The 13,892-nt window shown below is 69.2% G+C and carries 11 protein-coding genes; 8 read left to right on the top strand and 3 right to left on the bottom strand.

What is annotated here, in order from left to right:
* Positions 1-10 precede the first annotated feature (10 nt).
* The 4 genes from nadC (at position 11) to ACULPM_RS00745 (ending at position 4,256) form a co-directional block, all read left to right on the top strand.
* Positions 11-865 (top strand): carboxylating nicotinate-nucleotide diphosphorylase, encoded by an 855-nt coding sequence (gene nadC / locus ACULPM_RS00760; RefSeq protein ID WP_445330904.1) that lies wholly within the window; start codon positions 11-13, stop codon positions 863-865.
* Positions 862-1,416, top strand: a complete 555-nt coding sequence (locus tag ACULPM_RS00755) for a transcription repressor NadR (protein ID WP_445330903.1) — start codon at positions 862-864, stop codon at positions 1,414-1,416. The genes nadC and ACULPM_RS00755 overlap by 4 nt, the downstream gene beginning before the upstream one ends.
* A 251-nt stretch (positions 1,417-1,667) precedes the next feature.
* Positions 1,668-2,606 carry a hypothetical protein gene (locus ACULPM_RS00750; protein ID WP_445330902.1) on the top strand — a complete coding sequence of 313 codons (939 nt, stop codon included), beginning with the start codon at positions 1,668-1,670 and terminating at the stop codon, positions 2,604-2,606.
* 126 nt (positions 2,607-2,732) lie between these two features.
* Positions 2,733-4,256 (top strand): alpha-amylase, encoded by a 1,524-nt coding sequence (locus ACULPM_RS00745; RefSeq protein ID WP_445330901.1) that lies wholly within the window; start codon positions 2,733-2,735, stop codon positions 4,254-4,256.
* A gap of 132 nt (positions 4,257-4,388) precedes the next feature.
* Here the strand turns inward: ACULPM_RS00745 and ACULPM_RS00740 are convergent, their stop codons facing one another.
* Together ACULPM_RS00740 and trhA are read right to left on the bottom strand one after the other, a co-directional pair.
* Positions 4,389-5,810: a Sapep family Mn(2+)-dependent dipeptidase gene (locus ACULPM_RS00740; RefSeq protein ID WP_445330900.1), complete on the bottom strand. Its 1,422-nt coding sequence runs from the start codon at positions 5,808-5,810 to the stop codon at positions 4,389-4,391.
* A gap of 247 nt (positions 5,811-6,057) precedes the next feature.
* Complete coding sequence (gene trhA, locus ACULPM_RS00735; RefSeq protein WP_445330899.1) at positions 6,058-6,735, bottom strand: PAQR family membrane homeostasis protein TrhA; 678 nt, start codon at positions 6,733-6,735, stop codon at positions 6,058-6,060.
* Between the two features lie 112 nt (positions 6,736-6,847).
* On the opposite strand from trhA, the gene ACULPM_RS00730 reads away from it, so the two are divergent.
* The 3 genes from ACULPM_RS00730 (at position 6,848) to ACULPM_RS00720 (ending at position 8,723) form a co-directional block, all read left to right on the top strand.
* Positions 6,848-7,333: a hypothetical protein gene (locus tag ACULPM_RS00730; protein WP_445330898.1), complete on the top strand. Its 486-nt coding sequence runs from the start codon at positions 6,848-6,850 to the stop codon at positions 7,331-7,333.
* Positions 7,334-7,423: 90 nt separating this feature from the next.
* Positions 7,424-8,035 (top strand): hypothetical protein, encoded by a 612-nt coding sequence (locus ACULPM_RS00725; protein WP_445330897.1) that lies wholly within the window; start codon positions 7,424-7,426, stop codon positions 8,033-8,035.
* Positions 8,036-8,114: 79 nt separating this feature from the next.
* Positions 8,115-8,723, top strand: coding sequence for a hypothetical protein (locus tag ACULPM_RS00720; RefSeq protein WP_445330896.1), 609 nt, complete (start codon positions 8,115-8,117; stop codon positions 8,721-8,723).
* 177 nt (positions 8,724-8,900) lie between these two features.
* Here the strand turns inward: ACULPM_RS00720 and ACULPM_RS00715 are convergent, their stop codons facing one another.
* A complete protein-coding gene (locus ACULPM_RS00715; RefSeq protein ID WP_445330895.1) occupies positions 8,901-12,509 on the bottom strand; it encodes a LamG-like jellyroll fold domain-containing protein in 3,609 nt (1,202 codons plus the stop codon).
* A 258-nt stretch (positions 12,510-12,767) separates the two neighbouring features.
* On the opposite strand from ACULPM_RS00715, the gene ACULPM_RS00710 reads away from it, so the two are divergent.
* The gene (locus ACULPM_RS00710) at positions 12,768-13,793 is read left to right on the top strand and encodes a macro domain-containing protein (RefSeq protein ID WP_445330894.1); all 1,026 of its coding nucleotides are present in this window, start codon (positions 12,768-12,770) and stop codon (positions 13,791-13,793) included.
* The last annotated feature ends 99 nt before the right edge of the window (positions 13,794-13,892 follow it).

The following is a 13,892-nucleotide window of genomic DNA, read 5'->3' as shown; positions in this document are numbered from 1 at the left end:
AGGAGACCCGATGACCGACCCGATGATCCAGATGCAGATGGACGACCACATCCGCGCGGCGCTGCGCGAGGACATGCCCTTTGGCGACGTCTCCACCGCCGCCGTGATGCCCGAGCCGCGTCCCGGTCGCGTGCAGCTCATCGCCAAGGCGGACGGCGTGATCGCGGGCCTCGCGGTCTTCTCGCGCGTCTTTGCGCTGCTCGACCACGCCACGCGCGTCACCGCCGACGTGGCGGACGGCGAGCGCGTGAGCGCGGGCCAGCACGTGGCCGCCGTGGAGGGAGACGTGCGCGTGCTGCTGGAGGGCGAGCGCACCGCCCTCAACTACCTGCAGCGCATGAGCGGCATCGCCACCTACACGTCCGCCATCGCGGCCGCGCTCGAGGGCACGGCCACCACGCTCGTCTGCACGCGCAAGACCACGCCCGGCATGCGCCTCTTCGAGCGCGAGGCCGTGCGCCTGGGCGGCGGCAGCCTGCACCGCTACGGCCTCTCTGACGGCGTCCTGCTCAAGGACAACCACATCGACGCCGCGGGAGGCGTGGCCGAGGCCGTGTCCATGGCGCGTGCCACGGCGCCCTTCGTGGACAAGGTCGAGGTGGAGTGCGAGAGCCTCGAGATGGTCCGCGAGGCCGTCGAGGCCGGTGCCGACATCATCATGCTGGACAACATGTCCCACGATGACATGGCCGCCGCGATCGCCCTCATCGACGGCCGCGCTCAGACCGAGGCCTCGGGCAACGTGGATGCCGCCAACGTGGGGCGCTACGTCGACCTAGGCGTGGACTTCGTCTCCTGCGGGGCGCTCACGCACTCCGCACCGATCCTCGACCTCTCGCTCAAGCACCTGGAGGTCCTGGGGTGAGCGCCGGCTCCGGGGACGCCCGCCGCGAGAAGATCTTGGAGGCCCTGCGCGGCGCCGAGGGGCCGCTCTCGGGCGGTGCGCTTGCCGAGAAGTGCGGCGTGAGCCGCCAGGTGGTGGTCACCGACATCGCACTCCTGCGCACGAGGGGCGAGAAGATCGTCTCCACCAACCGCGGCTACGTCCTTCTCGCCGATGATGCGCCCGTGCGTCCCACGCGCCTGTTCAAGTGCCGGCACACCGCCGAGCAGACCGCCGACGAGCTCACCTGCGTCGTTGACCTGGGCGGGTGCGTGGAGGACGTCTTCGTGAACCATCGCGTCTACGGGAAGGTGTCCTCCGAGCTGGGCATCTCCAGCCGCCGCGACGTCGAGCGCTTCATGGCCGAGCTCGCCTCCGGCGTTTCCGCCCCGCTCCTGGAGGTCACGAGCGGCTATCACTTCCATCACGTGAGCGCGGGAAGCGAGGAGGTGCTGGACGACGTCGAGCGCGCCCTCTCCGAGCGCGGCTACCTCGCCGAGCTCACCGACTACGAGGCCGCGACCTTCTCCTGACGGGACGCCCGCGCATCTGGGGCGCGACGAGCATGCCCCGGCGCACGGATGCGCGTCCCGATGGGCGAAATCCGTGCCATAGGGCATGCTCGGCTGGCCCGCGCGTCCGCCTGATCGCGTCCCCGCGTTCTTCTCGCGCAGCCTTATGCCCGCCGGCCCCTGGCGAGAAGGACCGCGGCAAGGCGCGAGTCCCTCCATGACGTTTGGGTATACTCCCTACGTTCAGACAACCGTCAGGGAGGTGACAGCGCATGGAGGACCTCGAGCCCTCGATTCCCCGCACGCCGGCCCAGGCCGTGCTTCGCATGGTCTCCATCCTCATGGGCATCATCGGCCTGCTCGTTCTTCTCGGCGGCGTCGCGGTGCTCGTGGGAAACGTCATGGGGCTGCTCCCGGGAGGCGACATCTGGACCGCGGCCACCTTCGGCGTCATGATCGTCGTCGCGGCGGGCCTGCTCATCCTCACCGCGGCGCTGGGCATCGCCGCCTCCAACAACTCCGCCCGCGTCGAGCCCTACCGCTTCCTGTGCTACCTCGTCGGGCTCGCCGTGCTCGTTACCATCGTCTGGGGCTGGGGGGTTGGGTCGTTCATCCTGTTCAACCCCATCGTGCTCACGACCACGATCGTCTACGTGCTCATCTGCTCGAGTCTTGCCGACAAGGTGAAGGAGGAGCACGACAACGGCGTCCGCGGCGAGACCTTCCTGCGCTCGCGCCACCAGCGCGTCCTGCACCTGCTCTCCGAGATGATCATCCTCAAGGGCGTGGTGACGGTCGTGGTGATCGTGGTGCTGGCGGCCGCGCTCGTCGTGTACGGGGAGGGGGAGCGCGCCGTCATCTCGGGCGTCCCGGTGACCGTCTCCGACACGCTCTATGCCCTGCTCGCCGTCGGCGGGCTCTCGTCGGGCGTCAGCGTGCTCGCGGGCGGGCTTGGCATCCGGGGGTCCAACCGACCGCAGAAGATCGTGCCCTTCCTCGTGCTCGCGTCGATCGTCTGCGCCTTCGACCTCGTGCAGGTGGTGGGCATGTTCCTCGAGCGCGGCATCCTTGGCGTCACCTTCGATGCCGTATTTGACCTGCTGTTCATGGGCGTGTGCGTGTACCTGGCCGTCCGCGTGCTGCGCCAGCCCACGCCCGAGGAGCTCGCCGCCGCCGCGGGCGTCGCGCTCGTCTCCGGCCAAGAGGAGTGATTCAAGGGGGACGGTGAGACAAAGGGGACGGGTTCATTTGTCTCATTACATAATGTAATGAGACAAATGAACCCGTCCCCTTTGTCTCACCGTCCCCCTTGAATCACGTCACCAGAAAGGACTTTCATGACCAACGGAACCATGCTCCAGGGCTTCTCCTGGTACCTGCCCGCGGACGGCTCGCACTGGCACCGCATCGCCGAGCAGGCTGCCGACTTCGCCTACCAGGGCATCACCGCCGTCTGGCTGCCGCCCGCCTACAAGGCCGAGAAGGGCGCCGAGGACGTGGGCTACGGCGTCTACGACACCTACGACCTGGGCGAGTTCGACCAGAAGGGGACCGTGCGCACCAAGTACGGCACCCGCGCGGAGTACGAGGCCGCGGTGCGCGCGCTGCAGGCAAACGGCATCCAGGCGCTCGCGGACATCGTGCTCAATCAGCGGCTCGGCGCGGACGGCTGCGAGGACGTGGTCGCGTGCGAGGTGCAGTCCAACAACCGCGAGGTCGTGCTCGGGGACGCGCAGACCATCTCCGCGTGGACGCGCTTCTCGTTCCCCGGCCGCGCGGGCACCTACTCGGACTTCACCTGGGACTGGACCTGCTTCCATGGCGTGGACTGGGACGACCGCGCCAAGCGCAAGGCCATCTTCCTCTTTGACGGCAAGCACTGGGACAGCGCCGTGGACCGCACGGAGAACGCCAACTACGACTACCTCATGGGCGCCGACGTCGACGTGAACGACCCGCGCGTCTTTGACGAGCTCGTGCGCTGGGGCTGCTGGTACGTGGACGCCTGCGGGCTGGACGGATTTCGCCTGGACGCGCTCAAGCACATCGACCGCGGCTTCTACCTGCGCTGGCTCGACGCCGTGCGCAAGCACGCGGGGCGCGAGCTCTTCACGGTGGGCGAGTACTGGGGTCGCACGGCGGACGAGCTCACGGCCTACCTGGGTGCCGAGAAGGCCCTCTCGCTCTTCGACGTGCCGCTGCACTACAACCTCTACCGTGCGAGCTGCTCGAACGGCGACGTGGACCTCTCCAAGATCTTCTCGGGCACGCTCGTGGAGCGCGACCCGGTGCATGCCGTGACCTTCGCCGAGAACCACGACACGCAGCCGGGCCAGGCGCTGCAGTCCTTTGTCCAGACGTGGTTCAAGCCCGCCGCCTACGCGCTGATCCTCCTGCGCGAGGCGGGCTACCCCTGCGTCTTCTACGGCGACCTCTACGGCATGCCCAACGACGGCAACATCCCCGCGGTGCGCGAGCTGCCGCTGCTCATGGAGATCCGCCGCCGTCTCGCCTACGGGCCTCAGCACGACTTCCTGGACGCGCCGGACGTGATCGGCTGGACGCGCGAGGGCGACGCCGAGCATCCGGGCAGCGGCGTGGCCGTGGTCCTCACCGACCGCGCCGGCGGCGAGAAGCGCATGTTCGTGGGCGTGGGCCACGCCGGCGAGACCTGGAGCTGCGTCATCGGCGAGCAGGACGACGTGGTGGTGGACGCCGAGGGCTGGGCCACGTTCCGCACGCTCGGCGGGCGCCTCTCGGTCTATCTGCCGGAGAGGACGGCCGACGCGCTGGAGAACGACCGCCAGCTTCACCGCATCGCGCGCGACATCGCTGAGGACACCGAGGAGATGCGCGCGTAACGCGAAAGGGGCGGAGGTTCTGTCACCGCCCCGTCCCCTCTGTCATGCGGCACAACAGCAAGGGGACAGGCCCCGGAGCGACCGCTCTGAGACCTGTCCCATTTTCTCTGAGAGAAAAAACCTGTCCCCTTTTTACAGCTCGAGCTCCATCAGGCGGGCGATTGCCACGATGTAGATCTTGAGCGCGCGGCGCAGGGCCTCCTCGGAGACCGCCTCGTCGGGGCCGTGCTCGCTGCCCACCCAGGCGGGCTTGTCGGGGTCGAAGTCGCCGGGGCCGAAGGCGCAGGCGCGGGCGAAGTGGCGGGCGTACGTGCCGCCGCCGATCGTGAACGCCTGGGCGTTGGGCTTTCCGGCGTACTCGGCGTAGGTGGCGAGAAGCGCCTGGATCTCCGGGCTGTCAGGGCTGATGTAGAACGGCGCGTCGCCGGAGGTCTGCTCGTAGGAGCAGCCGTGCGCGGCGGCGAGCTCGCTCAGGCGCGCGGTGATGGCCTCGCCGGTCGTGGTGGTGGGGTAGCGCGAGTCCACGGTCTGCACGAAGCGGCCGTCGACGGTGCGGATGGTGCCGGCGACGCAGGTGAGCTCGCCGAACTTGTCATCGGCGGCGGCGATGCCGGAGGCGCGGCCGTAGGCGTCCTCGGTGAGGGTGACCAGGAGCTCGAGGAAGCTGCGCTCGCCCTCGCCGGCAAGGCCCTGCGCCAGCAGGTAGCGCGCGAGCACGCCGATGGCGTTGACGGTGCCGGCGGGCATCGAGGCGTGGCCGCCGATGCCGGTGGCCGTGATGCGCGCGAGGCCCTCGCCGGCAGGCTCCACGGCGATGCGCTCCGCGGCGGGCAGCGACGCCGCGTCCGCGCGGACGACGGCCGTGGCCTGGCCGCAGATGGCGTTGGGCACGGTGCCGCCGTCGAGCTCCACAATCATCTCGCCGGCCACCTGGCCGGAGGTGAAGCGTCCCTGGTAGAGGCCCTTCTCGCCGCAGATCAGCGGGAAGTCGGCGTCGGGGGAGAAGCAGAAGAGCGGCTCGGGGTAGCGCTCGAGGTAGTACGGCACGTCGCCCATGCCGGTCTCCTCGTTGTTGCCGATGATGCAGCGGAGCGTGTACGGCAGCTCCTGGCCCGCATCGACGAGGCGCTGGAAGAAGTGGGCGGCGTAGAGCGAGAGCACGAAGGGGCCCTTGTCGTCCTGCACGCCGCGCCCGACGAGGTAGCCGTCCTTGCGCGTGACCTCGAGCGCGGGGAAGTTCCAGCCAAGGCCCAGCGGCACGATGTCGGTGTGGGCGATCGTGGCGATGTGGCGCTCGGGCCCGGAGGCGCCGGGGACGTCGGCAAAGCCCAGGTAGCCGTCAACGTCCGTGACCTCGAGGCCCAGGCGCCCCGCCATGCGCTCCGCCTCGACGAGCGCGGCGTTGGAGGCGGGGCCCCACGGCTTGCCGGGCTCGGCGGCGGAGAGGTCCTCCACGGACTCGTGCCGCACGAGGCGGTCGATGTCGGCGACGACGTCCTCCCAGACCTCGTCCACGTAGGCGTCCACCTGCTGCTTGAACTGCTCGTCCACCATGTGCCCTCCTGACGTCGTGCGCCGCGGCGCGTGCGTTCTTCTCGCCGTCCATCTTAGCGCGGGTTCCGCCCGAGGATGGCGGCGGGCGCCGCGCCCCGTTGCGCGCCGAAACAGAGCGTCCGGACAAAAACGCCCCCGCGCGGGGAGGATTTTGTCCGGACGCTCTGTCTGGGTGAGCGGCCTGTCAGGACGTGCCCGACAAGAAGGGCGGGCGGGAAGGACGGGCGAGAAGGACGGGCGGGGCGCCCTACACCACGAAGAGCAGGGCGGAGAGCGTGATGCAGACGCTGCCGCCGAGCGTGAACAGGTGGAAGACGAAGTGCAGGTAGCGCACCTTCTTGAAGACGTAGAGAAGCGCCCCCACGGTGTAGCTGAGCCCGCCGGCGAGAAGCAGCCAGAACGCGGGCGGCGGCAGGAGCTCCCAGAGGTCGCCGATGTGGAAGACCACGAGCCATCCCATGAGGACGTAGATCAGCGCGGTGAGCCAGACGGGCTGACGCTCGCGCAGCAGGCATTCGGCGACGATGCCCACCACCGCCACGGCCCACACGGCCACGCACAGCGCGAGGCCTCCCCGGTCCGCGAGCGTGATCAGCGAGAAGGGCGCGTAGCTTCCGGCGATGAGCAGGTAGATGCCGCAGTGGTCGAGGACCCGGAACACGGCCTTGGCCTTCTCGGGCGCGAGCGCGTGGTAGAGGGTGGAGAAGAGGTACTCGATGATGAGCGAGATGCCCATGAGCAGGGCCGCCGCGAGCCTCACCCCGCCGCCGTGCGAGACGGACACCACGATCAGCAGCACGAGCGCGGCGATGGCGAGCAGCGCCCCCACGCCGTGGCTGACGGAGTTGGCGATCTCCTCGCCGAGCGTGTAGCGCTTCTTGACCTTCTCGATTCCGCTGGTCACGGCTTCCCTGACGTGTGCCATGCTTCCTCCCCGCTGACGAGGGCCGTGCGCAACGCGGGTATAATGCTCACGTTGCACGCTGTCGTTGCGCCGTGGGGAAAGCATAGCCCGACGCGCGTCGAGGGAGGACGTCGTGAAGAAAACTACGTTCATTGGTAACTTTGCCGCGTGGGTCGTCGTGGCGGCCGCGTCCGTCGCGTTTCTCGCGTGGTACCACATGACCGACTTCGAGGTCGTCTCCGCCGCCATCGGCGACTCCGCGCTCGTGCAGCTGGGCGTCGTTCTCGCGTCCCCGCTGCTGCTCTATGCGATCGGCGCGCTCATCGGCCTTCTGCTCGTGTGGTTCAAGCGCATCAGGATGGGGCGCGTCTCCCGGACGGCCTGCCTCGTGCTGGCGCTGCTCGTCCTCGCGTTCGTGCTGCTCGCCGCGGTGCCCGCGCTTGCGCCGGACACCGCGGGGGCGCTCATGATCCCGACGGTGGTGGTCGTCTACGTCACGATGGTGGCGCCGATCATGGTCATGTTCTTCGGGTTCCTGTACGCGCTGGGCATCGCGCCGGTCGACGCCGCCAAGCGCGGGCCGCTCTCCAGGCACCTGCCGGACGAGCGCGCGGAGTAGCCGCTGGGCGATGTGCCGGCGGCCCGCATCGCCCGACGGGAATACTGGTGGTATCCCGATGGTCTGCCGGTCTCGGACGGGGAGGTCGCCATGAAGCAGAGGTCCTACGTCATCAACCTCGTCGCCTGGGGTCTCGTGATCGTCCTGTTTGGCATGCTCCTCGTCTTCTCGCGCCTGGGGAGCGCCCCCTCGTACGTGTACGGCTCCGCATACGGCTCCACGTACTCGTCGACGGACCCCTCGCTGCGGGCGCTGCTGGCGTACTCCCTCCCCGGCGTCCTGTACGCGGTCGGCGTGGTGGGCGGCCTCGTGTGGGTCCGTCGCCGCGACATGGCGATTCCCGCGCCCGCCCGCACGGCCTGTCGCGTGGCGACCGCGCTCGTACTCGGCAACGTGGCGCTCTCCCTGGTGCCTGCCCTCACGGTGGACTGGATGGGGCTCTCTCCCTTCCTGGCGATGTTCTCGCTCGCCCTGGTGGCGCCCGTCGTGCCGGCCGCGCTCGGCGTCGTCTACGCGCTCTCGTGGGCACCGGTCCGCGCCTGTCCCTGCGCCGCCGGCGCCGAGGCTGGCGATAAGGACGCGGCTGGCGAGAAGGACGTCCGGTCGGACGCGACTCCCGCCGACTCTGGTGCGGTCCCGGTTCGTCCGGACGGCCTTCCTGGCGGCGACGTCCCTGACAAGGGCGGGTCAAGCGGGCGTTGAGGGGCATCCCGTTCTTCTCGGCTATAATTAATAGTTCTGTTTTTCGCCCGTGACCGTCCTTCTCGCGGAGAGGAAGCGCATGGAGTTCGTCATTCTCTATCTGCTCGTCAACATCGCCGCCGGCGCCGCGGCGTGCTTCTTCGGCAAGAGGCTCTTCTACGTGCTGCTCGGCGTGCTCGTGTTCATCGGCGTCTTCAACGTGGCGCTGGGCTCCACGGACGCCTCGCCCGTGTCGCTCGCGATCGGCGCGGCGCTCGGCGTGGTGGCCGCGCTGCTCTCCAAGTACGCCTACAAGGCGGGCGTCTTCATCGTCGGTCTGCTGGCCGGCGCGGCGCTCGGCTTCATCGTCACCATACTGCTGCCCCAGGAGACGACCGACTACCTCGGCATCATCATGGTCGTGGCGGGCGTCCTGCTCGGTCTTGCGGCCGTGCACTGGGCCGATGCCGCCGTGCGCTTCGGCACCGCCTGGGCGGGCTCGTCCTTCCTCGTGCCCAACGTGCTCGCCACTGTGCTGGCCTTCGGGCAGCTCGCCGCGTGCGCGGTGCCAGGAGACGCGCTCGCGACCTTCGACTCCCTCACGGCCTTCGTGGGCGGGGACTTCGCCGCGGCCTATGCGACCCCCATTCTCGTGGGCACCATCGCGCTCACCATCGTGGGCTCGATCGTCCAGACGCGCACGGAGTAGCGAGCGAGGCGGGAAAGCCGTCGCTGCCTCGTCCCCGCCGTACCCCAGCACTAGCGAGACAGAGAATCCGGACAGAAATCGCCTCCTAGGAGGTCGATTCTGTCCGGATTCTCTGTCTCGGTGAATCTGGGGAGTGATGCGTGGGGGGCGGGGCCGTCGCCCCGCCCCTGCGTCACGCTAGTCGACGAGGTCGGCGTCGTCCTCGTCGTAGATGATCACGTCGTCGCTGGCGTGGCGACGGCTGATGCCCGAGAGGATGCCGGCGCCGCCGAGGGAGAGGGCGCCGAGCGCGCCCACCACGGAGCCGATCATCGACGTGGCGTCGCCGGTGTCGGGGACGGCAGAGCCGGAGCCCGTGCCGGAGCTCGGCCTCTTGCCGGTGGAGTCGGCGCCGCTGCCGGTGCCAGAGCCGGTGCCAGAGCCGGCGCCAGAGCCGCTGCCGGTGCCAGAGCCGCTGCCGGTGCCAGAGCCGGTGCCAGAGTTCCTCACGAGCGCGTTGCGGGCGGCGTCGAGCGAGGCGAGCGCGTCGGAGACGTCCTTCTCGCTGGCGCCCTGGTTGGCGAGAACTGCGTTGGCCTGCGAGAGGGCGGCGGCGAAGGCGGCCCAGGAGCTGGCGGTGTAGTCGCCCTGGATGAGCGAGGCGGCCTCGTCCACCTTGTTCTGGAGCTCGGTCTTGTCGACCACCGGGATGACCTCGTCGGCGACAAAGGCCCAGGTGCCGCTCACGATGACGTTGCCCTCCGCGAGGAAGCCGTCCTCGTGGTCCCATCCGCCGAAGGTCCAGGTGCCGGCGACGCCGTCCTTCTCGCCCTTGACGGTCTCGCCTTTGGCGGGGGAGGCGGGAAGGGTCACGGAGGAGCCCTTCTCCACGGTCATGTCCTCGGGCAGCGCGGCGCCCTCGGGGGCGAGGCTGCCGGCCCAGGCGAAGCTCACCGTGACGGTGTCGGGCTCGGCGTTGGGGTCGAGCGGGAAGCCGGCGGCGATGGCCTTGATCTCGTCCTCGGACGGGGCCTTGGAGAGGATGGCCGCGCGGGCGATCTTGGTGCCGGGCTTGGTGAAGAGCTGCGCCCCGCCGCCGGTGTAGACGTCGGCGCCGACGTAGTAGTTCCGGCAGTTCTCGGGCGGGACCTCGAGGCCGCCCTTGGCGTCGGCCTCCTCGCAGAGCCTGCCGTCGATGTACATGCGGACCTTGCCGCAGCTGTAGACGCCGAGGGCGTGGTGCCAGACGTCGGCGGTCACCGCTCCGGCCGGCTTGGGCGTGCCGGAGCCGTTGGAGTTGAACCAGAAGGCCATCTTGCCGTGCGTGTCGCTGTTGCCGGCGATCTCCAGGCCGTCGCCGGAGCTCTGCTGGTTGGAGATGAAGCACTGGTCGGAGTCGAGGTCGTGTGCCATGAAGACGCACTCGAGGGCGTGCTCGTTGCCGAGGTAGGTGTAGTCGTCCTGGTCGAACGCAAAGCCGAAGGCGCTCTTGCCGTCGCACTCGAAGACGTTCTGGCCCAGGGCCTCGTCGTAGGCGATGACGGCGGTCGCGGCGAGCTCGGGGTGGACGGCCTCGTGCCCGGCGGCGTCCGCGATGCCGGCGGCGCGCTCGACGGCGGCGAAGTCGACGTCGAGGAGCTTCTCCGGCGCAGGCGGGAGCAGGCGGGCGGCGTAGGCGGTCCTGACCTGCTCGGCCGTCATGGCGTAGGGGAAGAGGCGCGCGAAGGCGACGCGGGTGCCGGCCTTGGCACAGATCTCCGGCATGTTGGAGGTGCTCACGTCGGAGCAGACGTAGTAGCGGTCGGGGCTCGGCACGGTCATCTTGCCGGCGCTCGCCTGGTCGGCCTGCTCGCCGTTGACGTAGAGCGTGACGTTCGTGCCGTCATAGGTGGCGACGGCGTGGACCCACTCGTCGGTGTTGACGGGGGTGCCGAGGATTCGCCTGTCCTGGTCGTTGTTGTACCAGAACTCGATCTTGCCGTTCTCCACCTCGAAGCCGGCGCCGGCGCTCTGCTGGTTGGAGAAGAGGCACTGGTCGGTCTGGTTGTCGACGAGCTTGAAGTAGCACTCGTGCGTGGAGGCGCCGACGAACTGGTCGTAGTCGGTGGCGGAGAGGCGGTAGCCCCAGCCGGTGGAGCCGTTGGCCTCGAGCGCCTTAAAGCCGATCTCCTCGTCCTCTACGAGCCCCATGCCCTGCTCGCGGTTGGGCGTGTGGCCCATGGCGTCCTCGGTCACGCCCTCGCGGTAGTCGATGTCGAGGATCGCGCGCGGGGTCACGGGCGCGGAGCCGGTGGTGAAGGCGGCCGAGACGATGGCCGGGGAGGTGGAGTTGGGCGCCGGCTCGGTGCTGCCGGCCCAGGTGCCGGAGCCCTCGGAGCCCGCCTCCTTGTTCCAGGAGGTCTGGGCGTAGACGCTCATGGTGTAGGTGGTGTCGGCGACGAGCCCCTTGAAGGCGACGGCCCAGGAGTTGCGGATGTACGCGGCGGGACGGTAGTAGTCCCCGAAGATGCGCTTGGTGACGGTCGAGCCGTCATCGGCCTCGGCGACGAGCTTGTACTCGTGGACCATGTCATCGCCGCGCTCGGAGCCGGGCTGGGCGGCGGGGAAGTGCACCTTGGCGGAGGTGTTGGTGACCTCGTCGACGGTGACCTCGGCGCCCGCGGGCCAGGTGGGGGCGGCGGTGGACTCGCGCGCGGTGGTGTAGGCGGTCATGTCGCTGGGGTCGATGACCCACGGCTCGTACAGGTAGACGACGCCCTCGCCCTCGGCGCGGGAACGCACGAGCGAGATGCGGTAGGCGCGCACGGTGTCGTCCTCCATGAAGTCGAGAAGGACGACCTGCGACGCCTCCTGACGGCTGGTGCCCGGGGTGAAGACGTCGGCCGTCTGCGGCGGCACGGAGGCGCCGTTGCCGGAGTCGGGGTCGACCTTGCCGGTCTCGTTCTCGTAGTAGGCACCGATCGTGGAGTCCTGGATGGCGGTGAACCCGAGGTCCTGGCTGATGGAACGCTCGTCCTCCAGCGTGGCGTGGCTGTGTCCGGAGACCTGGATCAGGTTGGGGTACTGGGCCATGAGCTTCTGGAAGTCGTTGGCCTCTCCCTGGCCGAAGTTGCCGTGCCACTCGGGCGAGGTGTAGGAGGACCCGCGCATCTGGTGGTGGGTCAGCACGAGGAACGGCACGCCGTCATCGCAGCCCTGCTCCTCGAGCTGCTGCTTGAACCAGTCGTAGTTGGGGCGGTAGTCGCCGTCGCTCGCACCGATGGGCCCCATCGTGATGACGCGCACGCCGTTCACGTCCACGACCTTGTTCGCCGCCTGGCCGGTGCGGTCCTCAAAGACGGAGCGCGCGAGGGTGACGCCCCAGTTGTACGTCTCGTGGTTGCCCTGGCAGAGGATCATCTGCGTGTGTCCCGTGCCGTCGGCGTAGCCCGCGTTGTGCGCGCCGCCATCGTTGATGAGGGCCATGAGGCGCTCGTACTGGTCGTTGCTGCCATTGTCGGTGAGGTCGCCCACCAGACAGAACGCGTCGAGCTGCGGGTCGATCTCATAGATCGTGTCGAAGGCAAACTGCAGCTTCTTGTCGGCGTCGCGTGGCTCGGCACCCGTGTTGTTGTTGACGTGCAGGTCGGACCCAGTGAGAAGGCGCGCCCTTACGCCCTCGCGCGAGAGGCCCGTCTCGTCGGCCCATGCGATTCCCGGCTGAGCGGCCCCCGTCGCCACGAGGCCCAGGCCCGCGGTCATCACCAGCCTGAGGAAGCCGCGGCGGGAGACCCCGCCCGTCGTGCCCTGCTCCGTGCCCTGTTCCATGCGTCCCCCTTTGGTCGCGTCCCATGGACAAAACTCACCTCATTTTTGAGCGCGTCCGTAAGCTGCCCTTCTCGCCCTGGTCTTCTGTGGGTCAGGGTTCCTCGGCTCTCGTTAGGGTTGGTCCCGCGTGGGCAATCCTTCCGTAAGGACGCTTGACTATTCGTGCCCCTCGCGCACCACCTCGCCCAAGGGGGGCGGGGTATAGTGTCGAGTGAGGGGTCGCGATGCCCAACGCCCGCTCTGCGAGGGAGGACCGCCATGCCGTTTTCCATCGTTCGCGACGATATCGCGCGCGTGAGCGCGGACGTGCTTGTCAACGCTGCCAACGAGCGGCTCATGGAGGGCGGCGGCGTGTGCGGGGCCATCTTTGCCGGCGCGGGGCGTGACCGCATGTCGGAGGCGTGCGCGCGGATCGGCGGCTGCCCCGCGGGCAAGGCCGTGACCACGCCGGGGTTCGACCTTCCCTGTCGTTGGGTCGTCCATGCCGTCGGGCCCGTCTGGCGGGGTGGCGTGCGGGGCGAGAAGGACCTGCTTCGCAGCTGCTACCGGAGCGCCTTCTCCGAGGCTGCGCGTCTTGGTGCCTCCTCCGTCGCGTTCCCGCTCATCTCCGCCGGCGTCTTCGGCTGCCCCGTGCACGAGGCCCTCGACGTCGCGCGCGCCGAGGCGCAGGCCTTTCTCGACGCGCATCCTGACGTGGATGCCACGCTCGTCGTCTTCTCGCGCGACGTGGTCGCGGAGAGCGTGGCGCTCATCGGCGAGCTGTGCGAGTTCGTCGACGACGCATACGTTGACGCGAGCCCCTTCCTGCGCGACCGCCAGAGGGAGCTCGAGGCCCTCGGTGCCCCGCTGCCGTCCACGGCGGCGGGGCGGAAGTACACGGCATGCGCGCCCATGGCGTTCGCCCCCGCCTCGGACGAGCTCGCCGAACGGCTGTCGCACCTCGACGCGTCCTTCTCGCAGGCGCTTCTCGCCCTGATTGACGAGCGCGGGCTCACCGACGCCCAGGTCTATCGGCGGGCCAATCTGAGCCGGCAGCTCTTCTCCAAGATCCGGTCCCGAGCGGACTACCAGCCGACCAAGCCCACTGCGGTGGCCCTCGCCCTGGCGCTCGAGCTCACGCTCCCTCAGACGCGGGAGCTTCTCGCCCGCGCCGGCCTCGCGCTCTCGCACAGCAGCAAGTTCGACGTGATCGTGGAGTTCTACCTCATGCGCGGCGTCCATGACGTCATTGCCGTGAACGAGGCCCTCTTCGCCTTCGATCAGCCGCTGCTCGGCTCCCAGTAGGCCGCCGGTGCGTGGGCCATCGGCGAGCGAATGTCGCCTCGTGGTTTACCTCTCGTGTTGCCGCTACGCGTAACCTCCCAGTCGTAGGGCATGACCACG

It is taken from the genome of Thermophilibacter sp. ZX-H3 (assembly GCF_052599055.1).
Note: the sequence above shows the minus strand (reverse complement) of the source record. Positions and strands in the feature narration are given on the sequence as shown.